Below are 25,745 nucleotides of genomic sequence, written 5' to 3'. Positions count from 1 at the left end.
ACTCCCAAGTGCAATCCAATACCTAGGCAACTCGAACCCCATTTTTCAACCGTTCTGGCGGCTCCTGAAATTTCCCCTCTGCAGTTGGTGTTTCCCATGCAAGAGCTAAGCATCCTCATTCAAGCTCAATACCCACTGCTGTACCTGCTGACTCCAGAGGAGGAACGGGCAGAAGCGGCTCTGGCAGCAATTGCCCGCACCCTTAAGCCTCAGCGTCGCCTATTCATTTGGACAGTTACCCACGGCATCGTCGAATACGGCAACCCCCGCAGCCTCACCCAGCACAACACCCAATCCCCCCAGCCCGCCATCCAGTGGGTAATGGAGCAAAAGGATCCCGCCATCTGCGTCTTCAAAGACCTACATGACTTCTTGGACAACACCGAGGTGAAGCGCTGGCTGCGGGATGCTATTGCCAGCCTGAAGGGATCCCACAAAACCATCCTGCTCATGTCGCCGGTGCAGGTGATCCCGGTCGAGCTGGAGAAAGACATTTGCGTAGTGGACTTCCCCCTGCCGGACATGGCCACATTGGAGCGCGCCCTCAACCGCCAGCTGGAGCAGATCCCGCGCTCCCTGCCTTTGGCTCCTGATACCCGCGAAAAGTTGCTCAAGGCGGCCCTGGGCCTAACGCAGGACGAGGCAGAAAAAGTCTACCGCAAGGCTGTGGTGATGCATGGTCGCCTCACCGAGGCAGAAGTAGACATCATCCTCTCTGAGAAGAAGCAACTGATCCGGCGCAACGGCATTCTCGAGTTTATCGAAGAGGACGAGACCATCGACGCCGTTGGCGGTCTGGAAGAGCTGAAGCGCTGGCTGCTGCAACGTTCTGAGGCCTTCACTGAGCGGGCCCGCGCCTATGGACTGCCCCAACCCAAGGGTATGCTGATCCTGGGCGTGCCTGGCTGCGGTAAGTCGCTGATCGCCAAGACCACTGCCCGTCTCTGGGGCCTGCCCCTGCTGCGTCTGGACATGGGCCGCGTTTATGATGGCTCCATGGTGGGCAAATCGGAAGCAAATCTGCGTAGTGCCCTGCGGACTGCTGAATCTCTCGCCCCTGCTATCCTTTTCATCGACGAGCTGGACAAAGCCTTTGCTGGATCAGCAGGCTCCAGCGATTCTGACGGGGGCACCTCCAGCCGCATCTTTGGATCTTTCCTAACCTGGATGCAGGAGAAGCGCTCGCCGGTCTTTGTCATGGCCACCGCCAACCGTGTGGACCGTCTGCCGGGCGAATTCTTGCGCAAGGGCCGTTTTGACGAAATCTTCTTCGTGGACTTGCCCAACATCAACGAGCGCATCGAGATCTTTCGGATCCACCTGAAGAAGCGGCGGCGCGACATCAGCCGCTTTGATCTGCGCCAGTTGGCCGCAGCCTGTGAAGGCTTCTCCGGCGCGGAGATCGAACAAGTTTTGATTGCTGCCATGTACGAAGCGTTTGCCCAGAACCGCGAATTTACCCAACTGGACATTTTGGCAGCAACGAAAGCAACTCAACCGCTATCTCGCACCATGACGGAGCAAGTGGTAGCGTTGAGGGAATGGGCCCAGCAGCGGGCTCGGCCTGCAGCGGCCTCTGTAGCCGAGTACCAGCGGCTGGAGTTCTAGGAGGAGGTGAGGATCCAAAGCTACCTTGACAGAAGCAGGGACGGCAGGGCCCAAACCTTCCCCAAAGAACAGTGCCCATTGTTTGTGTCGATGTTCCAACCCCTATACAAAGGAGAGAAACACCATGTCTCATTTTAGCACCCTGCGTACCAAAATCACTGACGGTCAAGTCCTGATCAACTCTCTGCGCGATCTCGGCTACACCGTTAAGCTGAACGCCGACGTGCGTGGCTACAACGGCCAGCGTGTTCGCGCTGACATCGTGGCTCAGTTGGAAGGCGACTACGACCTGGGCTGGTCGAAGAATCCCGACGGTTCCTACGACCTGATCGCCGATCTGTGGGGCGTGGCCAAGAAGCACAACCAAACCGAGTTGATCAACTCCATCAACCAAAAGTACGCCGTCAACAAGACCTTGGCCGAGGTGAAGCGTCCTGGCCTGAACAACGCCAACGTTAAAGTGGTGGTGCACTAAGCCGGATCCTGTCTTGCCATCGCTGCAGCGATCTACACCGACTAAGGCTAAGAGGGGCTGGGTTCAGCCCCTACTTTATTGATTCGGTTTTTGTGTTGGATGAGCTGTGATCCAAAGGAGAAACCTAGGCTTCCGTGAGGGCGGCAATGCCGGGCAGCACCTTCCCTTCCAATAGCTCCAGGCTGGCTCCGCCACCGGTGGAGATATGGGTCATTTTGTCGGCCAGGCCCACTTTTTCCACGGCAGCCACCGAGTCTCCCCCGCCGATGATGGTGGTGGCTCCCGCTTGAGTGAGATCGGCCAGGGTGCGGGCAATGGCTTCTGTGCCCAGGGCAAAGCGGTCAAACTCAAACACGCCCATTGGCCCATTCCAGACCACGGTTTGGCACCCCTGCAGGGCGGACTGAAAAGCTTTTACCGATTCTGGGCCAATGTCCAGACCCATCCAATCCTCGGGGATGGCGTGGATGGAAACGGTCTGGGCCTGGGCATCTTTGTCAAACCTATCGGCTACCACCACATCCACCGGCAGCAGCAGCTCCACCCCCCGCTCTTTGGCTTTTTCCATCAGGGAGCGGGCCAGATCCAGCTTGTCGGTTTCCACCAGGGATTTGCCGGTCTTGAGGCCCTGGGCTTGGTAAAAGGTGAAGATCATGCCGCCGCCGAGGAGGAGCTTATCCACCTTCTCCAGCAGCCTCTCGATGACGCCGATTTTGCTGGACACTTTGGAGCCGCCGATGATGGCCGCCAAGGGGCGCCGCGGATTCTCGATGGCGCCGGAGAGGAATTGCAGCTCCTTTTCCACCAGGTAGCCGGCCACAGCAGGCTGGAGGTAGGCGGTGACGCCGGCAGTGGAGGCGTGGGCGCGGTGGGCGCTGCCAAAGGCGTCGTTGACAAACAGGTCGGCCAGTGAGGCCAGCTTGCGGGCAAATTCCGGGTCGTTGTCCTCCTCTTCTGGGTAGAAGCGGACGTTTTCCAGCAGGGCCACCTGGCCGTTTTCCAGGCGGTTCACTACCGCCTCGGCCTCAGGGCCGATGCAGTCGGGGGCAAAGGCGACCGGCTGGCCCAGCAACTGAGAAAGACGGGTGGCCACGGGGGCTAGGCTATTGCCCTCGCGAGCGATCTTAACCGCGCCTGTCTCTTTGTCTTTTTTGACGGGGCGGCCCAGGTGGCTGGCGAGGATCACTTTGGCGCCTGCCTGGGTGAGGGCCTGGATGGTGGGCAGGGAGGCGCGAATGCGGGTGTCGTCGGTGATGTTGCCCTGGGGATCCAACGGGACGTTGAAGTCGGCGCGCACCAGCACGCGCTTGCCGTTTAAATCAAAGCCAGATGACAGCAGGGATCCCAGTGTTTGTTTGGCCATCGTTGTTTTCCCCCGGACTGCAGAAAATCTTTATTTTTTCTTCCGTATGTATCCTACCAGCGATTGGGATCCCGGCAGCGAGACCGATGGGCTCAGGGATCCCCTTGTTCCGCTGCTTTTGCTGGGTCGGCCTTCCGTCTGCCCCTTGGCCCCGGCAATTGTAACGGTTTGCAAATAGAATAAAAATGTTGCTTTGTCGTTACCCTCATGCGTGTTGCCATTGCTGGTGGCGGGCTGGCCGGGCTGGCCTGTGCCAAGTATCTCTGCGATGCCGGGCATCAACCGCTCCTCTTTGAGCGGCGGGATGTTTTGGGTGGCCTGGTGGCTGCCTGGAAAGATGCCGACGGCGACTGGATCGAGACGGGGCTGCACAACTTTTTTGGCGCCTACCCCAACACGTTGCAGCTGTTCCGGGAGCTGGGCATCTCCGATCGCCTGCAGTGGAAGGAACACAGCTTGATTTTCAACCAGCCGGACAAGCCGGGCACCTATTCCCGCTTTGACCTGCCGGATATTCCCGCTCCTTTCAACGCCATTGTCGGCATCTTGCGCAACAACGACATGCTCACCTGGGGGGAAAAGGTGAAGTTTGCCCTGGGGCTGGTGCCGGCCATGATTCGCGGCCAGCGCTATGTGGAGCAGATGGATCGCTATAGCCTCTTGGAATGGCTGCGGCGGCAGGGTATTGACGAGCGGGTCAACACCGATATTTTCATTGCCGTCTCCAAGGCCCTGGCCTTCATCAACCCAGAGGAGATCTCGGCCATGGTGCCCCTGACGGCCTTGAACCGCTTTTTGCAGCAAAAAGATGGCTCTAGGATTGCCTACCTAGACGGCGCTCCCCCAGAGCGGCTCTGCCAGCCGATGGTGGACTACATTGTCGCCCGTGGGGGGGAAGTGCATTTGAAGGCGGCGTTGCAGGACATTCGTCTCAACCTCGATAACAGCGTGGCCGGGTTTTGCTTAGCCACCCCCTCTGGGCCGGTGGAGGTGACTGCCGATGCCTATGTCTCGGCCCTTTCGGTGGATGCCCTCAAGGAGCTGCTGCCGGCGCAGTGGTGGGGGATCCCCTTTTTCCAAAAGCTGCGTGAACTGGAGGGGGTGCCAGTAATTAGCCTGCAGATCTGGTTTGACCGCAAGATTACTCACATCGATCACTCCTTGTTTTCCCGCTCGCCGCTATTGAGCGTGTATGCCGACATGAGCAACACCTGCCGGGCCTATGCCGATCCGGAGCGGTCCATGTTGGAGCTGGTGCTGGCTCCGGCTGCCGAGTGGATTGATCGCGGCGATGAGGAGATCTTTGCCGCCACGCTGGAGGAACTGAAAAAACTCTTTCCCCAGCACCTTACCGGCCCCAACCCCGCCCGCGTGCGCAAGTGGGTGGTGGTGAAAACGCCGCGCTCGGTCTACAAGGCTACCCCTGGCAGACAGCAGTATCGCCCCACTCAAGTTACCCCTATTCCCAACTTCTTCTTGGCGGGCAGCTACACCCTACAGCCCTTCCTGGGCAGCATGGAGGGGGCCATCCTCTCCGGCAAGTGGGCGGCGGAGGCCATCAACAAGGGGATCCCATTTCAACGCGCTTCTGTCTCGGCCTCAACTCTGGCAGCTGCGGGGGTCTAGCTCTCCGCCGTCCGCCTCCTATGCCTTTTGAATCTTTCTTTTCCCCACAACCTCTTCTAGGCTATCCGCGGCGTCCGCTTTCCCGTAGTGTTGATATGTGCCCTCGCCGTTCCTCTTCCTTCTCTATCCTGGCCCTGTGCTCCTGGAGATAGCCAGATGAGTCCGCTTGAGCAATCTTTTGCCCTCTGTCGCCAGATTACGGCCAAGCACGCTAAGACTTTCTACCTGGGATCCCTGCTCTTGCCCCAGTCCAAACGGCGGGCCATCTGGGCCATCTACGCTTGGCTGCGGCAAACCGATGAGTTGCTGGATGGACTGGAAGCCAGCCAGGCAGAGGTGGAGGTCACCCGCAGCAAGCTGGAGCAGTGGGGATCCCATCTGGAGTCGCTCTTCCAGGGAGGCGAGCCGCAAGTCCCCACGGACCTCGCTTTGATCCACACCATCCGCACCTACCGCCTTTCCATCGAGCCGTTTCGCGAGATGCTGCGGGGGCAGAGCATGGACTTGGATACCCAGCGCTACGCCACCTGGGAGGATCTGCGGGTCTACTGCTACCGCGTGGCTGGGGTGGTGGGGCTGATGTGCTCGGAGATCATGGGGTTTGTGCCGGGCCGGGATGGCCGCGAGGAGGCGGTGGCGCTGGGGATCGCCATGCAACTAACCAACATCTTGCGGGATGTGGGAGAGGACGCCCGCCGCGGGCGGATCTACATCCCCCTGGAAGATCTGCGCCGCTTCAACTACTCCGAGCGGGACCTGTTTAACTATGTTATTGACGAGCGCTGGATGGCTTTGATGGACTATGAGATCCGGCGGGCTAGAGAGCTCTATGCCCAAGCGGAACGGGGGATCCCTACCCTGCAGCCGGACTCCCGCTGGCCGGTAGCCGCTTCCTTGATGCTCTACCGGCAGATTCTCAACGCCATCGAGCGCAACCACTACCAGGTTTTTCGCACCCGCGCTTACGTGTCCACTCTCAGCAAGGCATTGGCGCTGCCGGTGGCCTGGTGGCGGTCGCGGCGCTCCAACTACTACGGTTACTAGTAGGGAGCAGCAAGCAGTTCCCCACGGCCGCGGCAGCAGAAAACAAGAAGACCTCTAATACAGCGAAGAAAACCTATGGTAAGCCGTGCCCTGACCCTACCCTATCAGCGAATCTGGGAAGACAGTTTAACCATCTTCTGGCGCGACTGGCTGGATCTGCGGGGGCGAGTTTGGCAGGTGGTGGCCTCGGGGCTGGTGGCTCCCCTCATCTACATTGTTGCCTTTGGGGTGGGCCTAGGGGGATCCCTGCGGGCCGAAGCTTTGGCCGAGGTGGCCGGATCCACGGCGGCAGGTTCTTATTTGCGCTTTATCTTGCCGGGGATGGTGGCTCTTTCAGCCATGACCATCAGCTTTGCCGGCACCACCTTCTCCATTTGTGGATCGCGGCTATTTACCAAGAGCTTTGAAGAGCTGCTGCTGTTGCCGGTGCACCCCTTGTCTTTGCATCTGGGCAAGGTGCTGGCGGGCATTGCCCGCGGCCTGCTGACGGCCTTGGGGGTGTTGGCGGTGGGGGTGCTGGGTACGGGGGCCTGGGGCCTGCTTCACCCCTTGTCGCTGTTGGTTCTACTTTTGGATTGCGCCGTCTTTGCCGGCATTGGGGTAATTGCTGGCTTGAAGGTGCCCAGCCTGGAGAGTGTGGGCGTGCTAACCAACTTTTTGATTACGCCCATGTCTTTCCTAGGGGCCACCTTTTTCGATCCCGCCCAGTTGCCGACCTACCTGCAGGTGCTGGTCTATTGCCTGCCCCTTTCCTACGCCAGCATTGGCATGCGGGCAGCCGCCTACCAGCCGCTTGCGGAGTTTCCCTGGTACACGGTGGGAGTTTTGGGCGGCTTGGCGGTAATCCTGGCTTTTGTGGGAGCTTATCTGTTTTCCCACCAGCAGGACTAGCTGCCCTTGCCAAATACTTCTGGGTAGCGAGCCAGCTGCTCTTGCAAATCTTGGTTGTAGCGCAGAACAAGCACGCGGTAGCCCCGTCCCTGCAGCTGCGAGCGCAGTTGGCGATCCCGTTCCGCTTGGGCAGGCTGGTCGTGGACTGGGCCATCGCAGAAGATGCAGATGTTGGGGCTGTAGAAGAAGTCAACGACGCAGTCGGGATCGGCAATGGCTTTCTGGGCATCCTCAGGCAGCCGATACCCTCCTGCTGCCAGCGTTTCGAGAAAGCGGCGCTCCAGTTCAGAGCGAGGGTCCAGGAGCTGGCGCAGCCACTCCAGGTGCTCTTGACGGGAGCGGCCCAGGGAGCGCAGCTCGGTGCGGCTGTTGGCCAGCAGGCCCAAAAGATCCCGGATCTGATAGCGGTCAAGCTGCAGCGCTTCCCGTTGGTTGGCATAGCTGAGCAGGCATTCGTAGCAGGCTGCTCGGCATTCGGGCCACAGGTCTTGGATCCCGGCCTCTGAAAGCTGGAAGTGACAGATCTCCAGCGCCACTTGGGCCACTTCCGCTAGAGCCTGGGGCTCTTCCACCAGGCGCCGCAGGACGCCAGCGCCCCCTTCTGCTGTTTCGTAGAAGAGCATGGCCTGATGGGATCCCTGGCCGATGCACTCGGCGGCCAGCTCTGTCTCTTCTAGCTCAAAGGTCTCTTCGATCCCTCGCTTGAGGGCATAGCGCAGGGTGGTCTCCAGGGCCTGCGGATTCTCCACCCCTGGCTGAACTAGGCGCACCAGCAACAGGTTTTGGGTACTGCGCACCGCCAGGCGAATGGACTGCAGGGGGACTGGGTTGGACGAGCCTGCCCTGTTCCGCTCAAGCTGATCTCGCGAGGGAACTTCCCCATTTTCAAAGTTGACCAAAAAGCCGCGCCCTCCACTTCCCCGCCAGCCGTGGTTGATGCGTAGCAGGGTGGCCGCCGGGGCATAGCGCAACTGCAGCAGGGGAGTTTGTCCGCTCAGCACATCAGCTTCTTGGACGCGGTAGCCAGAGCTTTCGGGAGCAAACTGGAAGAAGGTCTGCAGCTCGTAGCCTTGCCGCCGCCGCTCCTCTTCGTCAGCTGTGATGCGATCCCGCCGCCGCATGCGCACATTGGGCATTTCCAGAAGCTGGGTAAAGAGGCTGTTTTGCCCATCGAACTGGGTGCCGCAGACGGGGCAGCAATCCAGGTGGGGATCGGCAAAGGCCCCACAGCTAAAACAGAGCTTGTGGCTACTTTTGCGCTCCTCCAGGCCGCCGGGCGGAGCCTGAAACGCCACTGCTTCCCACTGGCAGCCCTCATGGTAGAGGAAGTTGTGGGGAGCAAACTCGCGGATAGCCAAAAAGCGAGGCCGGGCGATGAACTCGCCCTCGCTGCCGCGGGGCACCCAGGCCCGCACCGGCAAGGCAGGGAAGTTGTAGCCGGGCAAGAAGCCTTCGCTAGCCAAATAGCGGTAGGGATAGAAGTCGCTTTCCTCCCGCTGGGTTCCAATCTGCAGCAGCAAGTTGCGCTGGCGCAGGGCTTCTTGCTGGCGGCGCTCGGCTTCCTGTTGGTCTTTCTTTTGGCGAGTCGTCTGGAGCTGGCGGTTAGCGGCTTCCAACTGCTGCGTGGCAGCCCGATAGAGCTCTCGCCAGCGATCGAAAGCTCGGTCAAAAGCCTGGGGTGCCTCTTCAATGACCTGCTGAAGCCAGCGCTCGCTAAACCAGCCGCTTTTATCTAGGAGTTGGCGATCGGCGGCCAGCAGCTTCTGCACCTGCTCCTTCACTTGTTGGCGGGCAGACTCCTCAAGTTGGATTTGCTGGGCCACTGTCTCCCTGAGGGGCAGCTCTTCCCGATCCGCGTCGATGACGGTTTCAATGGAATTGCCTAGGGGCAGGCGCACCTGAGCCAACCAAACGGCGTGGATGTGAGCGCGCAGCAGCGATTCGTTGGCTAGATCCAGGCGGGGAGGGCGCACGCGACCGGCCACCATCTCGGGGCGGCGGCGGAAGTAGTACTGGTCGTGGCTATTGAAAGCCCCGCAATAGGTGATGATGAGTCCCGGCTGCCCCTGGCGGCCTGCCCGACCGCTGCGCTGGGCGTAGTTGGCGGGTGTGGGGGGCACGTTGCGCAGATGCACCAGATCCAAATCGGCAATATCGACCCCCAGCTCCAGGGTGGGCGAGCAGATTAGGTAGGGAAGGCGGCGATCCCTCTCCTCGCCGCGAAAGCGCTTTTCTCGCCGCTCCCGCTCCCCTAGGCGAACCACCTGAGCCGTGTGCTCTCTGGCCTCCAGGGATCCCAGCCCTGCTGCCCCGGCCTGGTAGAGGCGCTGGAAAAAGAGATTAACGGGGCGGCGGGCAGAGGAGTAGCCGCTCTGCTCGGCCCGGCGGGAATACAGAGGATCTGGCGGCGGCGAGCCATCGCCCAGGCACCAGCGCAGACAGCCAGCGTTGAGCTGGTAGGCTTCCTGGCCATTCTCCGAGTGGCGCCGCAGCAGGTCGTAGCTAACTAGGAGAGAAAGCAGGGATCCCAGAAGCTCGTCGTAAGCTTCTCTGGTCAGCTCGAGATACTTGATGAGAAAGCGCCCAATAGCGCTGCGGTGGCCCAGGCTGAAAGTTGTTATGTCCTTTCCGTCGCAGCTTTGGCGGGCAAACCAGGTGGCCGTCCGCAGCTCGTCGTACTCTTCTAGGCCCCAAAACTCGTTGAGATGTTGCTCGGCCCGCCGGCGCAGCGTTCTCTGGGGTTCTTTCTCGAGCAGACGGACATCGATGGCCAATTTCCGCCGAAACTGATCCAATACGGCCCGCAGCAGGCCCTCTCGCTTGCCAACGGTTGCTTGGCCAAACCAGGGGTGAAGGGAAGCCAGGGCAGGGCTTTGGCAAAGCTCTTCGAGCCCGCGGTATTCGATTTTCAGCAGCCCCACCTGTTCCAGGTTGGGATGGGTGACCCGCCAGCCGCGCCGCAGATCTTCGTAGAGACGGTATTCTGTCAGGTCTGTAAAGGTCTGCCAAACGTCCTGAGCAAGGGAAGACTGGGGATCCAAATCGGGGTTTTGGGTAATGTCGGCAAGGCTCAAGCCTGAGGCCTGCACCACTGCCGGGGCTACCTCTGAGAAGTCCAGCTCTTTTTTCTCCTGCAGGGCAGCATAGAGCGCGGCCCGCAGAAGGGCCACATGCACAAAATCGTTGAAGTGGCCGGCCTGCAGGGAGGCGTCCTGGCGGTTGTCGGTAAAAGTCAGCAGCTTGCTGCAAGCGGCCTGGGTTTGCTCGGCATGGCGCAGCAGGGAGGTGGCAAGGATGGTGGTGGCGCTGGAGCGGCCTTCGCTGGAGAGGGAAGCCAGCTTGACAAACTCCCGCTCGCGGCCACTGTAGTACTCGCCGCAGGCCAGGCACAGGGAAAAGGGGTGGGGCTGCCACCACATCTTCTGCGCCTCCGCCTGGGGGTACTCGGAAAAGGAGCCATCCGGGCGCACCCAGACGGCTTGGGGGACGCGCTTTTTCCAGTGGGGTTTGAGCCGGTTTTCAGGGGTGTACCAATCTTCCGGGATCTGCTCCAGCGACCACTCGTTGTCAAGAGGATCCAAGCTGAGGTAGCCGGCCTGCTGGTCTTCGCCTTCCTCAACCTCTTCCCCCAGAGGATAGGGCAGGAAGTGAGTCTTTGACCTGAGGACGTGGTAGTAGTCCTGGCCACAGTGGCGGCAGAACTTGACGGGGAAAAACAGCTTTCCTTCCCCTGCTTGCACTTGTCCTTCCAGGGAAAATTGCCGCTTTTCCCGACTTTCCAGGGTGGCATAGAGGGTGCGGCCCTGGGAGATAAACTGGTGCAACTTCAAGGCCGGGCCGCGGCTAGAGCCCTCCCGCAGGCTGCTGGGGTGGGCCAGAAACTGGCGTAGGGACTCGGTGCAGCTCTCAGGGGTAGTGCTGGTCAGCTCTGCCAGTTGGGCGGCCACCTTGGAGAGCTCCCTGGGCACGCGGCGCTTGAGGCTGCCGTCAGGACTCTCCAGGCCCAGCTCGTACTCCAGCCAGCGCATTAGGGGGTGGCGGCGCAGGGTGGCCAGGTCTGTTGGCCAGGGCGGATCGAGGGCGTTCTTTAGCTCTGCTGGGGTGGGGGGGCCGCCTTCGCTGAAGGGAGCCAGGGTTTCTTCAATAACATCCTCCAGCTCAAAGCAATGGCCGAAAAAACGGCTGGCAAAGGCGGCTACAGTCTGGCGGCGCTCCTGGGCGTCGGCTTCTGGTCGGGAGATCATGGTGGCGCTGGTGCCGATGTGAACCAAGTCCTTGGCGGCGCAGCGTCCCTTGAGGCGGCGAACCAGCATCGCCACATCGGCCCCCTGCCGGCCTCGGTAGGTGTGCAGCTCGTCAAAGACCAGAAAGCGCAGCCCTCCCATCTCGGGATTCAAAAACCGCTGATCTTCAGGACGAACCAGGAGGAGTTCTGCCATCACATAGTTGGTGAGCAGAATTTGAGGTGGATCCCGCCGTAGCTGGTCTCGTTCGTTTTCCGAAGTTTCCCCGGTGTATCTGGCAAAGCGCAGCGGAAAAGGGCGATGGTAGGCGCGCTCGTAGCGCTCGCGCAGAGTTTGTAAAGACTGGTATTGGGAGTTAACCAGGGCGTTCATGGGATAGACCACCAGGGCCGTCACCTGGCCCAGGGATCCCCCCTGGCGAATCCAGTTGTCAATGATGGGCAAGAAGTAGCAAAGGCTTTTGCCAGAGCCGGTGCCGCTGGTAACGACAAAACTCTTGCCTGCTAGGGCCTTGGCAACAGCTTCCTCCTGGTGGCGGTAGAGGCGGAAGGGTCTGCCATCCTCAAAGCGGAAAATGCGGGCTGTTTCTTGGGCAATGCGCTCCGCCTCGGCCAACTCGTCAACGGTTGGACCAGATACATAACTAGGGCTGAGCTGGAGGAGGGGTTCTGGCCAGAGGTGGATCCCTTCCTCTAGAGCTTGCTCTACAAACGCCTGGGCTTGGGGATCGGCAATGAGAAAAAAGGAGCGGACAAAATCGCGATAGTCGTCCAGAACAGTGGCGTGGAGATCAAAGATGGTGGACATCGAATCTGCCCTTAAGGCCCGCTTGGTTAGCTCAAGCCTAGCTTGAAGATGCCGCAAGTGGTGTTTGAAACCGCACCCACCAAGATCTACGGCCCGCTAAACGGCAAAAAGATATCTCCGAAGTGGGATCGGCAATGCGCCAGCTTCCCCCACACCTCCAGTACCCGCCGACGGCTGCAGCGTTCTCCGAATGCAGGAACCAGAATCCCTTGCCTTTAGGCAGGGGGTATGTCAAGAGAAAACTGGTCTGCAGAAGGCCACCTCTGCCTCATGGACGAATAACCCGCAATCCTAGATGCGCCTCGTAGCCATCGAAGTCACTGTCGTGGTGGAGGAGCGGAACATTGTTCTCAATGCACCAAGTGGCAATCAAACTGTCTATTGTTTTGCGCACCGTCACGCCTTTGCGACACAACAAGCGAAAGTTCTGCGCACTTTTCACCGCCAGGGAGGGGTTAACCATTTGCACCTGATGCAATTTCACCAGAGCACAGCGAGCCTGCTCGAAATCGGCATCTTTGCGAAAGCCCTGCAAGACTTCTGCCAAAATCAGGTCGCCCACCAGGATAAGAGTTTGATCCAGGGCCCAATCCAGATAGTCGGTGTGAAGCGATGAAATGCCGTTGAAGTAATCAATCCAGATGGTGCTGTCCACCAGGATCATCCTCAGTCCTGCAGGCACGACAGGCGTTGCTGATGCAAATTGCCCTCCCATTTCAACTTGCCGCGTAAGTTGCGGATCTCAGCTTGCTCGTGTAGGCGAATCAGGACACGCAGCGCTTCGTGAATCACCTCGCGCTTGGTCTTGAGGCCGGTTACCTGGCGGGCACGCTCGATCAGGTCGTCATCCAGGACGATGTTGGTGCGCATGAGGAGCCACTTGTGTGTATAGAAATGCAGATCTATGTGTATTCTAAGCTTTTATTGAGTGCTGCGCCAGCTTCTCCCACGCCTCCAGCACTAGACGGCGGGTGCGGTATTCGCCGTATTGACGTATCTCCTTCTCCTTCAGCACGCGAAAGGTTTCGCCGGGGAAGGTGCTAGCAGCGCGGGTAGCGTAGCCAGCCGGGTCGAGCGGGTCTGCCACCTCTTCCCGCGGGTCGAGTATGTCTTCCAGTTCGCGTTCGGTGAGGTCTGCCGGGTCGAGGATGTAGCGCAGTTGCTTGCGCGTCAGGCCGTAGAGCTGGGCGTAGTACGCATCGAGTTCGGCACGCAGCACCGCGCGGCGGTCTTCGTCCCAGCGAAAGGGCGGAAAGGGGATGCCTTTCTGCGGGTTGGTTTCGATCTCCGGGTAAGCGCTGATCCAGGATGGCAGGCGCCCTTCATGCCCGCCGGTAGCGATACGGTTCGCATCCCATGCAGCATGGATGGCTGCCCGCAGTCCGTCATCAGCTTCGTTCCACACATCGTCGGCGAAGGGCTTGAGATCCCAGGCAGTATAGGTCAGTTCCAGTGCGCGCGGCACAATGAAGGCGAGATCGGCGGGGGTGTAGGCAGTGGGGGGAAAAATAGGGAGTTGGCGGAGGATGAAGAAAGTAAGATGCGTCCCACCAATTTTCTGGCGCAATGCCCAATCAAAAATCAGGACATTTAGATTGGCTAGAAAACACGAGAGATGAATAGCCGAAATCTCACCCGTAAGGACTATGGGCATCGTATGTCCTACCCCAACTCTGGGCAGCAGGCTGAAGATGGCAGTGCGCTCGTTAGTGGCGTTAGTAACATCGCGGAATCCCACCAGCCAGCCGCGCCGCCAGTCGCCCAGGCGGGCTTGCACTTCTTCGGCGGGCACCCAGTACCAGGGCAGAACGACGAAGTGCGGATCGGCGTGCTGGTGCTCATCAGGCGTGGGCAGTTGGGTGCTGGAGCGGTCGCGCACGCCCTCATAGGTGCCGTAGCGGTGGTCATAGTGCCAGATCATCTTGGCTTCGTAGAGGGGGAGGTAGCCCTCACCCCCGGCCCCTCTCCCCAGGCTTTGGGAGAGGGGAGAAGGATGCTCGTAGGAATGGGCAGTGACATAGGCAGCAATTTCTTGGAGGACTTGTTCTGTGCGGTCGAGTATCTGGTCATTGGTAAAGCGCAGAATGGCAAAGCCATGTTCGCGCAGGATTTCCTCCCGCAAACGGTCGCGTTCCTGCTGAGTGGGTTCGCGGTGCACGGCGCCATCTATCTCAATGATCAGGCGGGCATCGTCACAGAAGAAGTCGGCGATGAATTGTCCAATCGGATGTTGACGTCGGAATTTTCGGCCTAGCAGCCGACGGTCACGCAACAATTCCCAGAGCAGGCTTTCGGCGGTCGTCGCCTCGCGACGCAACTGCCGCGCCCTGGCAATCAGTTCCTGGCTGGCCTTGGGTAATTCGTACCCTCCTTCTCCCGCAGCGCGAGAAGAGAGGTCGGGGGCTGCGATCCTTCCCCCCTCTCCCGCATCGTGGGAGAGGGGGCTAGGGGGTGAGGGCACAAACACATTCCCCACCAGCCGGTAACCTTGCTTTTCCAGCTCTGCACGGGTGCGGAAGAGGTGCGAGTCGTTGGACATGTGGAACATCGCCATGAAGCGCACGTCCCAAGGGTTTTCACCCGTGCGTTCGTTCACCAGTACCGGCACGCGCTCGTAGATAGCTCTGGTCAGGTCGGCATCCTGGCGAGTGCGGAAGACGGGCAGGGTGCGGGTGTTGGGGTTGATGCGGGCGATGTCGGTGGCGCTCAGGCGAAAGGCACGGCGCGGGTCGCGCAGATGTTCGGTGCGGGTGGCGAAGAAGGTAAAGGTGGTGGCGTCGGTCTGGGTACGGCTGCCAGTGAGGGTGAGCAGGCAGAATTTGTAACTGCGATGTACGCCGGGAAAGAGCGCTTCACGGTTTTCAAAATCGAACAGACTGGCCAGTTGTCCCTGTTCTACCAGATCGGCGAAGAAGAACTGATTGGTGGCGTCGGTGGCGATGCCGGTGGGGACGATGATGCCCGCCCGTCCCCTCAGCAGGTGACGCACGCGCTCGGCAAAGACGGAATAGGTGTTGATGTCGCCGCGGCCGGTGAGGGGATATTGACCACTGCCCCGTAAAAAGCGGCTGGTGCTTTCGGCGCCGTGCAGGGCACGCTGGTAGTCCTGCCAGAGGGCGGGGTTGGTCTTGGGTAGGTCGGCGATCAGCCGTTCGCGGGCGGCGGCATTCGGAGCCCGAGCAATGGCGGTATTGCGGCTGGCAAAGAACTCTTCTTCCTGCAACTTGATGCGTTCCCAGGGTGGATTGCCGAGGATGACATCGAAGCCGCCACTTTCAAACACCTCCGGGAACTCCAGCGGCCAGTGGAAAAACCGGTTCTCGACGGCGAGGGCCTGAGCAGTGGCAAGGGCCTGGGAGGGGGTTCTCTCCTGCAGTCGATCAGCCACGGCTTGGGTGGTAATGGCCCTAGAGAAGTCAGGGATCAAGGGCTGGAAAAAAGCGGCTGTCCACAGGTTGCAGGCTTCCACTAGCTTTTGGTGTTGCGGGTCTTGGCAGTAGCGGCTGTAGAGCTGCTGCTTGCGGCTAACCTCTGCCGGGGAGTTGTCTGGAATGGCTTCTAGCTTCTGTCGCTCCTGGCTAAGCTCAGCCACCACCTGGTCAGTGTCAAAAGCAAGGGAAAGCTGCCCTGTTTGCAAACTCTGGCACTCGGTGCGATTGCGCTGCTTTAGCGAGCGGGCAGCCTCCTTGGAGTCAGCGCTAACCGGGGTAAAGGCTTCATCGGGGATGCCCTTTTCCAAAATCGCCAAATCCAAGACACCCACCAGCGAATCGCCGCACTTGATGTGGTGATCCAGGAAGGTGAGGGGCTTGCCGGCGCAGTGGGCCTCCAGCCACAGGGCCACGCGGCAGAGTTCCACTGCCAAGGGGTTTTTGTCTACGCCATAGATGCAGTGGCTCACCACGTCGCGGATGGCCTCGCGGACGCACTCGGGGGCAGGTTCCTCTTCCCCGGTGCGGATTTTGGCCAGCTCTTTGCCCAACCTGCGGGCGGCAGCAAGCAGGAAGTGACCGGATCCGCAGGCGGGATCACACACACGGATGGACAAAATCGCTTGCTCTTTTTCCTCAGGTGGGCGAGCGGCTTTCAGCCGTTCTTCAATCACTGGCTCCAGCGCCGAGCGGATGAGTTCGGCCACTAGCTCCGGCGGGGTGTAGTAGGAGCCTGTGCTCTTGCGCTCTGAGCCGTAGCTCAACTCAAAGCGAGGCGCCCCTTGCCCAGTTACAATCTGAGGCTGGTAGTCGAGCAAGCTTTCGTAGACGGATCCCAGTTCTTCTACATCCAGCGCCGCGTAGTTGACCCGCCGAAGGGGAGAGGTGGGGTTTTCTCGGTAGTAGGCTAGGTGCGAAAAGGCTTGCAGCAGATCCCGGTTGCTCAGGCTGCACTCATCCAGCTCCAGAGGGGCAAACAGCTCTCCGTTGAGAGGAGCAGCCCCCAGCAGCTCCGCCAGCTCCTCTTGGGAAAGCACCCTCCAGAGCACCCGCAAGCTGCACCAGAGATCCTCGTGTTCGTCTTGGGCACTTTGCCGATCCAAAAACCGCCGCAGCCGCGTCACGCTGTAGTGCTCGCGATAGAGCGCCGCGCTGCTCATCAACCCCCGCTCTTCGGAAACCAAGAGGAACAGGAACCGGTAGACCAAGCGCAGCAGTTGGCGGTAGAGCTCCCTGGGATCCGACAAGAGCCGCGCTCTCAGCCTCTGGTTCTTGGGATGGGCCAGGAACCCATTTGCCAGCAACCTGATGCACTCCTCAACCCCCTCCCGCAGCCGTTCCCGTACCCGGCCACCCTGCTCCAGGGCCTGTTGGTAGTACTTTTCCAGCAGACAATCCCCTGCTAGCTCTGCCGTTTGGGGCAAGCGGCTGCGGTGCAGCAGCCGAAAGAGGATGGCAAAGTCGTTAAACCGCTGCTCCTCTAGGATCTGCTTCAGGTCAAACTCCACATAGGCCTGCCGACGCGCATAGGTGGAGTCCCGCAGGAGGCGCAGGGTCAATCCGTTGGTAACAATGCCCCAGAGGTGCTCGCTGCGGTTGAGATACTCCTGCAGCAGCGAGTGGGGTGCCAGGCGAGGCCGGCCAGAAGCCGGCACGCGGCCCAGCTCCTGGCGCGCGCCGACGATGTGCACCGGTGGCGCGTCTTCCGCCTCGCCCATGCGATGCGAGATGGGGAAGTTCATTCCGTCCACCTCGCAGGCGCGCGGTTGATAGCGCACCTCGATCCCCAGCAAACTGAAGAAGGGGATCGCCCAGGCATCGCGGGTGATGCTGGTGGCGAGATCGCTTTCGGGCAGGCGCTGCAGGCGGCTCTGGAAGGCCTCCCAGTACTTTCGACAATCGGCAAAGACCGCGGCAATCTCTTCGACTGGGCCGCGCTTGCTGTTAAAGCCGAAGTCTTCTGGCTTCTGTCCTGGCAGATCCCCTGCCAGCAGCTTTTCGAGAATATCGGGCCCCAACAGGCCTCCTTCGATGCGTACCCCAGAAAACTCGCTCATCGGCAAACCACCGGTTGGAGAACAAGGAGTCCTAAAAGATCGGGGGGAAGCTGCGGCTTCACCTTCAGCCCCCGCCCCTGTAGGGACACGGCTTGGCGGATGCGCCTATGGGCAGCCTCCAGCTCAGCAGCACGCTGCAAAATCCGCTCCCGCGCCGCCTGCTGCAGCCGGTGATCCCTTCCCCAGTTTTCCTCTGTCTCCTGCCACGGGCCGAGACAGGCCAGGAGATGCTGAACCAGCTCCCGCTTTTCCGCTAGCGGTAGGTTCTCATCCGGCTTGGCCGTGGCCAGCAGTTGGAGAGCTGCGCCCGTCTCCAGCCAGCGGGCCTCGCCGCTCTCCAGGCCAACACCGCCTAGCACCAGCACCTCTTCCGCCAAGAGAGGCTGCCCCTGGGGTTGCTCCACCAGGTAGCGCACCCGCAGCAGCAGTAGAGTTGTAAGATCAACTACCGCTCGGGTGCGTAGAGCGCCGCAGCGGGAGACGACAGCATCCCCTTTCTCTGGGTTGTCGAGGGCTTCCTCCAGCAAAAACTGGGCCAGGGCAACCACGACGCGGTGGTTGCGGCCAATGTATTCGGCACCTTCGGGCGTGGGCGAGTCGAAGCTGATTAGCCAGCGCCCGCCTTTGGGAGAGGGCAGGGCCAGGCGAATGGCTTCCGGCAAGGTGGCAGTGGCTTCGGAGCCGACGCTAACCTGGTAGACCCCCGACCGCTTCCCTGGGGTTATGGCTAGGTTGAGGCGCTGGGCGGCAGCCAGGAAGAATTCGCGCACAGCTTCGGGATCCCCTAGCACGGCATCGGTGGCCTCCAGCTCCCGCTGCACTGCCTCAGGCTTGAGGGCCCGCTGGGCAAAACGGGTGCGGTTGCGCCGCTCCTGTTCGACAGAGCGATCCCAGCGCCGGTGAAACTCATCCACTTCCGGCACGCCAAGATCGAGGGTTAGCTGGCGCTCGGCGGACCAGTGTCCCTTGCGCAGGAAGAGGGCTTCGAGCACAGCCTGGGTAACGCTTTCGCTAGCCTCCGGCACAGGCACGTGGGTGCCCAGGGTGCGGTGGATCTCCCGCGCTTTGTTGAGCAACACCTCCAGTACCACGCCATCTACGGGGTTGTCGCGGCCAAAAAAGCGGATGACCTTGACCCGGCTGGCCTTTTGGCCGTAGCGATCCACCCGGCCCTCCCGCTGCTCCAGCCGATTGGGGTTCCAGGGCAGGTCGTAGTGGATGACGGCTGTAAACTTTTCCTGCAGGTTGATCCCTTCCGAGAGGCAGTCGGTGGCCACCAGCACCCGTGGTCGGTCAACTTCCAGGTTCGCGATCTTGGCCTCCCGCTCCTCGTCTCCCATCCTGCCCGTTACACAGGCTACTTGGGCTGGGGATCCCAGCTGTTGCCGAAGGTAACTGTCCAGATACTCCGCAGTGGCAACGTAGCGGCACCAGAGGATGGGATGAAAACCTTCCTGAAGCAACTTTTTCACCAGCTCGATGGCCCGCGCCAGTTTGGTGTCGTGCTCTGGGCCCTGGAGCTGTTTGGCCAGACGGGCCAGGGCCTGCAACCGGCGGCGGTCGCTATCCGGCAGGGTTGGGTCTGCGGCTTCAAGAGCTGGCGTTGGCAGCTCATCGTCGGTACGCTCTTCTGCCGACTCGAACACCCAGCGGCTCAGTTCTGCCTCAACCTCTTCTTCTGCCTCCAGGGTTGCTCCGCTGCGATTGTGCAATGCCGCTACTGCTGCCGCCGGGCTGGACATTACGCAGCGCAAAAGGGCCAGCGCTCCCCAGTAGCGCACTCGCTGCTGGCGCTTCTCTAGTTGCTGCCCTGTGCACACCAATTCCGAGCAAAACCCATAGGTGTCCTCGAACAGCTTGCGCTGCCCCTCAGAAAGGGTGTAGGTTTCATCTTCAGCTTCCCGGGTTGGAAAACAGGTGAGCTCCTGCCAAGTTTCCCGAATATCTCGCCGCGTGCGCTGGACAAAATGACGGGCTAGCTGGACGCGTTGGTCTTCGTTGAGATCCTGGAGATCCCATGTCTCGAACTCGGGCCGCAGCAGCCCCAGCAGCGAGCGGAAGGCCTCTTCGACACCGCTGTGGGGAGTTGCCGTCAGCAGGATCAGGTGGCGGTTGGGGTTTTGGGCCACCGCTTTGAGCAGACTGTGGCGCTCCTGCTGGTTTTTGCCATGGGCCGCCGCTGCCCCATGGACTTCGTCGGCAATGACCAGCTCAGGACAAAATTGCAGAAATGGGTGGCGGTTGCGCTCGGTCTTGACGAAGTCAATGCTGGCCACCTGGACAGGAAAGTGCTCGTAGAGGCTGCGCCCAACAGGGGTTTTTCGCTCCAATTGCCCCACCGTTCCCGAGCGGATGACCACTGGCTCCAGGTTAAACTTCTCGGCCAGCTCGCTGGCCCACTGCTCGCACAAATAGGGGGGGCACAGGACACAAAGGCGTCGGATCTCGCCGCGATCCAAAAGCTCCCTGGCTATCAGCAGCGCCTCGATGGTCTTGCCCACCCCTACGTCGTCGGCAATCAATAGCCGCACCGGATCGAGGCGCAGCGCCATGAGCAAGGGCACAAACTGGTATACCCGTGGCCGAATCGAGAGGCGCCCCAGAGAGCGAAAGGGAGTTGCGCCCTCCCGTAAAATCAGCCGGGCCGCCTGCCAGAGGAGAAGGGTACTGGTGGCATCGGCAGGATGATCCCCAGAGGGCCAAGGAAAGGCGGTAGGCTCCACTCGCTCGAAGGGCAAGGTGCCGCCCACAAGGTTCATCAGGTGTCGGTGAATGCAAACCGCATCTTCTGGGGTGCCGGTGAGGGGCCGCAGCACCACAATTTCTTCTGAATCAGCGGGGAGCACCACCCACTCGCGGTTGCGGCAGCGGACAATCGATCCAGGATGCATGCAGCCTCCATCGGGGGCGCACTAAGATAAAGCTAAGTAGCCTCACACCCATCCCTCTTCGGCGTTGGCACGAGTAGGGCCGTGGTTTCTTTCCTAACCTACACGCAGTACCACCTGAGCTGTCAGTGGCTTCATCAGCAGGGAATCTGGGACATAGTCCGTGCTCTGGCGGAGAGAAACCACCTTTCATTATCTTTTTTGATTTTTTGATGATGTTGCTCGTCTTGCCCCACAACAGACGTGCAGAGCATAGCTTTGCAAGAGTTAGCGCCTCGGCTTGTAAGGTGGAGCGATCGGTTGTGTTAGTCTTAACTCCACAGGGAGCGATTGGGCTGCTTTTCGGCCCCGTGCTGAGTTCTAGAGTGGGCACATGAGCGACAAACAGTTGGATGATTTGCAAGAGGCTATGAGCACCGCGGGTCGCTCAATCAAGAAAGCAGCCCGACGGGGAGCCTATGAAACTGCCCAGGCCATCGGAGAGGAGCGGCGGCGCATCCGTATTCGCACCTTGGATGGCACCGACATTCGCGGCAAGGTGTTTCTGGAGGGGACGGAGTTCGAGCGACGGGTCTCCAGCTTGCTCAACGACGAGCGCACGTTTGTTCCCTTAACCGACTCAGAAATATTTATCAATGGCCGCCGTGTTGCCCATGCGGAGTTTATCTGCGTCAACAAAAACGCCATTTCCTACGTGCTTGAGGAATAGGCACCCAGTCAGGTCTGTCAACTAACCGTTTGGTTTTTTGGGGTGGATGGCTGTTCTGACCTTTGTCTTCTTTCATGAACCCTTCCCTTGTCTCTGACGGATTACAGGCCGGTGAGGTGGGATCCCTGGTCAGCTTGCGTGGGGTTGGCAAGCGCTACCCCAGCCCGTCTGGGGAATTGGTGGCGCTGCGGGATATCAATCTGGAGGTGCAGCGGGGCGAGTTTATCGCCTTGATTGGCCCTTCCGGTTGCGGCAAAACCACGCTGCTGCGTATTTTGGCGGATCTGGAGCAGTCCAGCGAGGGATCCGTGTCCATTGCAGGACGAAGCCCCCGACAGGCCCGGCAGGAGCGGCTCTACGGCTATATTTTCCAGGCCCCGACCCTGCTGGAATGGCGCACGGCTTTGCAGAATGTGATGTTGCCGCTGCAGGTGATGCACCTCTCCAAACGAGAGCGTCAGGAGCGGGCCAAAGCGATGTTGCAGCGGGTGGGGCTGGGGAACTTTTTGCACAGCTACCCCTGGCAACTGTCTGGAGGTATGCAACAGCGGGTTTCGCTGGCGCGGGCCTTGGTCTTTGACCCCGAGCTGCTGTTCATGGACGAGCCCTTTGGGGCCCTAGACGAGATCACCCGCGAGAAAATGAACCTGGAGCTGCTGCGCCTCTGGGAGACTACCCAAAAAACCGTCTTTTTCGTTACCCACTCCATTCAAGAGGCGGTATTTCTCTCCACCAGAGTGGTGGTGATGACCCCCAACCCCGGCCAAATTGCCAAGGTGATCCCGGTAGATCTCCCCCAGCCACGCGGCTTCGAGACCTGGCGCTCCACCCGCTTCTTTGAGCTGACAGGAGCAGCGCTGGAAAGCTTAAGGGAGGTCTTCCGCCAGGACTGACCCCCTGCAAGTCAATTCCAGCAAGGGTAGGATGAGACAGAGCCGGCCTCAAGCCCCCCTTGGGATCACCGACGCGATGAGCAGCACCCGTTATCCGTTTGAGCGTGTTCGCGAGCACTTGCTCTTCCAATCCTTGGAAGATGCCGAGTGGAAGGCGCTGACGGCAGCCCTGTTGCCCAGCCGCTTCTCTCCTGGCCAGGTGATCTTTCAAGAGGGGGATCCCAGCAGTGACCTGTACATGATCCTCAGTGGAGTGGTGGAGCTGCGTCGCCAATATGTGCGACATCCGGGAGATTATTGGCTGGCTACGCTGCACGCCGGGCGTTTGTTTGGGGAACTTTCTCTGCTGACGGGGCGGCGGCGCTCCTTTACGGCAGTGAGCATGACCGAGGTGCAAACCCTACGCCTTTCCACCGAAGGGCTGATCCTGCTGCCCCTGGAAGTACAGGTGAAACTCTACCGCGCCTGGAGCCAGATCATCAGCGAGCACCTTTACTGGCTGGATAGTATGTTCACGGATCTTCTGGAGCAGCGAGGGGTAGAAAATGTAGCCTCGGCTATGGCTCTGCTGCACCAGCGCTATCCCGCTTGAAAGAGGCTCAATCCCTGCTCCGCATAGGTTTGCAGGTCAACGTCCACGAAGACAACCCCTTGGATCCCAAATTTTGTCTTCAGAATGTTCAGGGGTTGCGATATCATGTGCTAAGCAGCAGCCCCCAAGAGATTTCAAGCAGCGAGGTCAGGAGCAGTGGTTAGGGTAGCCATCAACGGGTTTGGTCGCATTGGTCGCAACTTTTTGCGCTGTTGGCTGGGTCGCTCCCAGTCCAACCTGGACATTGTTGCCATCAACGACACCTCAGATGCTCGCACGGCTGCCCACCTGCTCAAGTATGATTCCATCCTTGGGCCGTTGCAGGGAGCAGACGTTGAGCCTGCAGAAAACGGTTTGGTGGTGAACGGCAAGCATATCTATGCCGTTTCCGACCGCAACCCCAGCAACCTGCCCTGGAAAGAGTGGAAGGTGGATCTTGTTATTGAAGCTACAGGTGTTTTTGTCGACTACCAGGGTGCCTCTAAGCACATAGAAGCGGGGGCCAAAAAGGTGGTGATCACCGCCCCGGCCAAGGGGGGAGACATTCCCACGTTTGTCTACGGTGTTAATCAACACACCTACGACCCGGTGCGGCACAACATTGTCAGCAACGCCAGCTGCACCACCAACTGCCTTGCCCCGATCATCAAGGTGTTGCTGGACAAGTTCGGCGTCCTCCGTGCCACCATGACCACCACCCACAGTTACACCGGCGACCAGCGGATCTTAGATGGTGGTCACCGCGATCTGCGGCGGGCCCGGGCAGCAGCATTGAGCATGGTGCCCACCACCACGGGGGCTGCCAAGGCGGTGGCTTTGGTGATCCCGGAGCTGAAAGGCAAGCTGAATGGGGTGGCGGTACGGGTTCCCACGCCCAATGTGTCTCTGGTGGACTTGGTGGTGCAGACGGAGCGGCGCGTGATTGCCGAGGAGGTAAACGCTGCCCTGAAGGAAGCCTCGGAAACCACGATGAAAGGGATCATCGCCTACTCGGATATTCCCTTGGTCTCCATCGACTACCGCGGCCACGACTGCTCGGCCATTGTGGATGCGGAGATGACCAGTGTGCTGGATGGGGATCTGGTCAAGGTCATGGCTTGGTACGACAACGAGTGGGGCTACTCCCAGCGGGTGTTGGACTTGGCGGAATACATGGCCGCTCACTGGGTGGAGTAGGCTGCTTCGGTTGGCAACCCTCTTCTGTTCCCCATTATTCCCCCATCGAGAACTGGGCAAAAACCTGCCAACGTTTGCCGTCGTGGAGGAGGAGCGTCAAAGCTGACGCTACAAACGCACTCTGGAAAGAACGCGTCTTGAACTCTGGCCAGGCGGCGCGAAAGTGGGCGGGGGTTAGGTCTCGGAAGGCCACGGTTATGTGGGGCACAAACGGACGGGCTTGAGCGGTTGTCTCTTTCTGGTTGAGAAGGAGCCCCATGTGGTGATGGGCTTGAGCTTGTAGCTGCTGCAGTTCTGGGGAGGGCACGACGTGAATAAAAATGACACGCGGCGCGAAGGCCCCAAAGCCGGATAGCTGGATGGAGACGGGGGTCTGACGCCTGGCAAAGGCCTCTAGGGATCCCGTCAAGGCCGGCAGCTCGGAACTGGGCCACTCGAACGGCGGCACCAGAGTGATGTGGGGAGGCGAGCGCAGGGCCGCTTGGCTGGCAAATTGCTCGGCAAACTGCTGTTTGATGGCTGTCACCTGCTCTTGCAGTGCTGGAGGGGGGAGCAGAGCAAGAAACAGTCGCTGCTTGGGGTTATCCACCAGCATCGGTAAGAACCTAGAGAACAGGGGATAATGCAACTGTAGCCAAGCCCAAACATCTTGTTATGTCGCGTCCTGTCGCTTCTTCCCCTATCCTGGATCCCTCCTCGGCAACCGGATCCCCAGGCCAAGCGCCTCAGCCGGCTCCCATTCCGCCCTACCAGTGGCATTTGTTCCTTTGTGCAGATCAAACCAAGCCCAAATGTTGTGAGAAAGCCGTGGGATTGGAAGCCTGGGACTATTTGAAATCGCGGATCAAGGAATTGAACCTGGAAATCGGGAGCGGGGGATCCCTGCGGGTACACCGCACCAAAGCCAACTGCCTGCGGGCGTGCGACTATGCTGTTCCCGGCCCTGTGCTGCTGGTCTATCCCGGTGGGTTTTGGTACCACTCGGTCACGCCGGAGGTGGTGGAGGAGATTCTTCAAAAGCACATCTTGGGAGGGATCCCTGTTGTTGAGTATCTGGTAGCCCAAGATACCCTCAGCGCCCCTGATCCAAAAGGGCATGGATAGCCTGCACGCACTCTGCCGTCACCTGCTGCAAATCGGCCTTATCGCTGGAAGCAGGGGGGGGAATCACGTTGCCAATGCGCACCGTGATGGGGCAGAACAAACGCGGCCACCGGGATCCCTTGGGCAAGACCTTTTCCGTGCCCCAAAGGGCTACAGGCAGCAGAGGCGTTTGGGTGCGGGCTGCAACCAAGGCCGCTCCCAAGTGGGGCTGAGGAATGCGGCCATCGGGGGTACGAGTGCCATTCAAAAAGATCCCTACCGCCCATCCCTGCGCCAAAGCTGCTTCCGTGGCCCGCAGGGCAGCGCGGTCAGAGCCGCCTCTTTTGACCGGGTAGGCGCCGTAGAGCTGGATCACCTGCTTCAGCCCCGGCACCCGAAACAGCTCTTCCTTGGCCATGAAGGCCACCGGGCGGCGCACCGCATTGGCCACCAGCGGCGGATCCAAATGGCTGGCGTGGTTGCTGACGACGATGAGGGATCCCTGGCGAGGCACGTTTTCCTGCCCATAGGTGCGCCCAAAATACAGTCCCCGAAACAAGGGGTTGACCACCAGCCACTTGAGCAGCCAGTAGGCCAACCAATCCCGGCGGCGATAACCCATCTGTGAGTCCAACGATCCCTGCCACTCCGGCAGCAGTTCCCTCTGTAAACTACCCGACCCTGACTGCTTCGCAGTACAGGGCGGGCTTTTGGTAGCCCTGCAGTTGGCAAGCCAACCACGAACCTCCAGGCTGGTTTACGGCAGCCCCCAAGAGCGCAATCACCTTCGCACCGTTAAAATCCGCATCCCCTTCCCAACCGCAGTGCCCGCATTTGAACTGCTTACCCTTGCGATAG

Annotated in this window: 18 protein-coding genes and 1 pseudogene; 10 read left to right on the top strand and 9 right to left on the bottom strand. The window is 60.1% G+C overall.

Annotation, left to right across the window (positions count from 1 at the left end):
- Nucleotides 1–96 precede the first annotated feature (96 nt).
- Nucleotides 97–1,608, top strand: a complete 1,512-nt coding sequence (gene ycf46, locus ACVWZG_RS07590) for a stress-responsive protein Ycf46 (protein WP_011433294.1) — start codon at nt 97–99, stop codon at nt 1,606–1,608.
- A gap of 124 nt (nt 1,609–1,732) precedes the next feature.
- Nucleotides 1,733–2,083, top strand: a complete 351-nt coding sequence (locus tag ACVWZG_RS07585; RefSeq protein ID WP_011433295.1) for a DUF1257 domain-containing protein — start codon at nt 1,733–1,735, stop codon at nt 2,081–2,083.
- 124 nt (nt 2,084–2,207) lie between these two features.
- Here ACVWZG_RS07585 and ACVWZG_RS07580 read toward each other — a convergent pair whose 3' ends face one another.
- Complete coding sequence (locus ACVWZG_RS07580) at nt 2,208–3,446, bottom strand: phosphoglycerate kinase (protein ID WP_457405804.1); 1,239 nt, start codon at nt 3,444–3,446, stop codon at nt 2,208–2,210.
- Nucleotides 3,447–3,653: 207 nt separating this feature from the next.
- On the opposite strand from ACVWZG_RS07580, the gene pds reads away from it, so the two are divergent.
- The 3 genes from pds (at nt 3,654) to ACVWZG_RS07565 (ending at nt 7,007) form a co-directional block, all read left to right on the top strand.
- Entirely contained in the window at nt 3,654–5,072 is a 1,419-nt protein-coding gene (gene pds / locus ACVWZG_RS07575; RefSeq protein ID WP_011433297.1) for a 15-cis-phytoene desaturase, read from the top strand.
- 156 nt (nt 5,073–5,228) lie between these two features.
- Complete coding sequence (locus ACVWZG_RS07570) at nt 5,229–6,116, top strand: phytoene synthase (RefSeq protein WP_414350814.1); 888 nt, start codon at nt 5,229–5,231, stop codon at nt 6,114–6,116.
- A 75-nt stretch (nt 6,117–6,191) separates the two neighbouring features.
- Complete coding sequence (locus ACVWZG_RS07565; RefSeq protein WP_414342371.1) at nt 6,192–7,007, top strand: ABC transporter permease; 816 nt, start codon at nt 6,192–6,194, stop codon at nt 7,005–7,007.
- On the opposite strand, the gene ACVWZG_RS07560 is transcribed toward ACVWZG_RS07565, so the two are convergent.
- From ACVWZG_RS07560 to ACVWZG_RS07540, 5 genes are all read right to left on the bottom strand, one after another.
- Entirely contained in the window at nt 7,004–12,058 is a 5,055-nt protein-coding gene (locus tag ACVWZG_RS07560; protein WP_457405802.1) for a DEAD/DEAH box helicase, read from the bottom strand. The two genes, ACVWZG_RS07565 and ACVWZG_RS07560, sit on opposite strands and share 4 nt — an antisense overlap.
- A gap of 268 nt (nt 12,059–12,326) precedes the next feature.
- Nucleotides 12,327–12,722, bottom strand: a complete 396-nt coding sequence (gene vapC / locus ACVWZG_RS07555) for a type II toxin-antitoxin system VapC family toxin (RefSeq protein WP_457405799.1) — start codon at nt 12,720–12,722, stop codon at nt 12,327–12,329.
- A gap of 2 nt (nt 12,723–12,724) precedes the next feature.
- Nucleotides 12,725–12,928 carry a type II toxin-antitoxin system VapB family antitoxin gene (locus ACVWZG_RS07550; RefSeq protein ID WP_414418939.1) on the bottom strand — a complete coding sequence of 68 codons (204 nt, stop codon included), beginning with the start codon at nt 12,926–12,928 and terminating at the stop codon, nt 12,725–12,727.
- A gap of 43 nt (nt 12,929–12,971) precedes the next feature.
- Nucleotides 12,972–17,546 carry a DUF559 domain-containing protein gene (locus ACVWZG_RS07545; protein ID WP_457405796.1) on the bottom strand — a complete coding sequence of 1,525 codons (4,575 nt, stop codon included), beginning with the start codon at nt 17,544–17,546 and terminating at the stop codon, nt 12,972–12,974.
- A complete protein-coding gene (locus ACVWZG_RS07540) occupies nt 17,543–20,437 on the bottom strand; it encodes a helicase-related protein (protein ID WP_457405794.1) in 2,895 nt (964 codons plus the stop codon). Before ACVWZG_RS07540 ends, ACVWZG_RS07545 begins: the two co-directional genes overlap by 4 nt.
- 370 nt (nt 20,438–20,807) lie before the next feature.
- Here ACVWZG_RS07540 and ACVWZG_RS07535 point away from each other — a divergent pair, with 370 nt between their 5' ends.
- The 4 genes from ACVWZG_RS07535 (at nt 20,808) to gap (ending at nt 23,804) form a co-directional block, all read left to right on the top strand.
- Nucleotides 20,808–21,143 (top strand): DUF6812 domain-containing protein, encoded by a 336-nt coding sequence (locus tag ACVWZG_RS07535; protein ID WP_414400668.1) that lies wholly within the window; start codon nt 20,808–20,810, stop codon nt 21,141–21,143.
- A 74-nt stretch (nt 21,144–21,217) separates the two neighbouring features.
- Nucleotides 21,218–22,036, top strand: coding sequence for an ABC transporter ATP-binding protein (locus tag ACVWZG_RS07530; protein WP_457405791.1), 819 nt, complete (start codon nt 21,218–21,220; stop codon nt 22,034–22,036).
- A gap of 76 nt (nt 22,037–22,112) precedes the next feature.
- A complete protein-coding gene (locus ACVWZG_RS07525; RefSeq protein WP_414373653.1) occupies nt 22,113–22,628 on the top strand; it encodes a Crp/Fnr family transcriptional regulator in 516 nt (171 codons plus the stop codon).
- Nucleotides 22,629–22,784: 156 nt separating this feature from the next.
- Nucleotides 22,785–23,804 carry a type I glyceraldehyde-3-phosphate dehydrogenase gene (gene gap / locus ACVWZG_RS07520; RefSeq protein WP_011433307.1) on the top strand — a complete coding sequence of 340 codons (1,020 nt, stop codon included), beginning with the start codon at nt 22,785–22,787 and terminating at the stop codon, nt 23,802–23,804.
- Between the two features lie 34 nt (nt 23,805–23,838).
- On the opposite strand, the gene ACVWZG_RS07515 is transcribed toward gap, so the two are convergent.
- Complete coding sequence (locus ACVWZG_RS07515) at nt 23,839–24,399, bottom strand: 2'-5' RNA ligase family protein (RefSeq protein ID WP_457405788.1); 561 nt, start codon at nt 24,397–24,399, stop codon at nt 23,839–23,841.
- 59 nt (nt 24,400–24,458) lie between these two features.
- On the opposite strand from ACVWZG_RS07515, the gene ACVWZG_RS07510 reads away from it, so the two are divergent.
- The gene (locus ACVWZG_RS07510; protein ID WP_414331431.1) at nt 24,459–24,908 is read left to right on the top strand and encodes a (2Fe-2S) ferredoxin domain-containing protein; all 450 of its coding nucleotides are present in this window, start codon (nt 24,459–24,461) and stop codon (nt 24,906–24,908) included.
- Here ACVWZG_RS07510 and ACVWZG_RS07505 read toward each other — a convergent pair.
- Together ACVWZG_RS07505 and ACVWZG_RS07500 are read right to left on the bottom strand one after the other, a co-directional pair.
- Nucleotides 24,877–25,509 (bottom strand): lysophospholipid acyltransferase family protein, encoded by a 633-nt coding sequence (locus tag ACVWZG_RS07505; RefSeq protein ID WP_414331435.1) that lies wholly within the window; start codon nt 25,507–25,509, stop codon nt 24,877–24,879. The two genes, ACVWZG_RS07510 and ACVWZG_RS07505, sit on opposite strands and share 32 nt — an antisense overlap.
- Nucleotides 25,510–25,558: 49 nt before the next feature.
- Nucleotides 25,559–25,745, bottom strand: a pseudogene (locus tag ACVWZG_RS07500) (RNA-guided endonuclease TnpB family protein); the annotation flags it as partial.

It is taken from the genome of Thermostichus sp. OS-CIW-33 (assembly GCF_054059615.1).
This window is presented reverse-complemented; position numbering and strand designations above follow the sequence as displayed.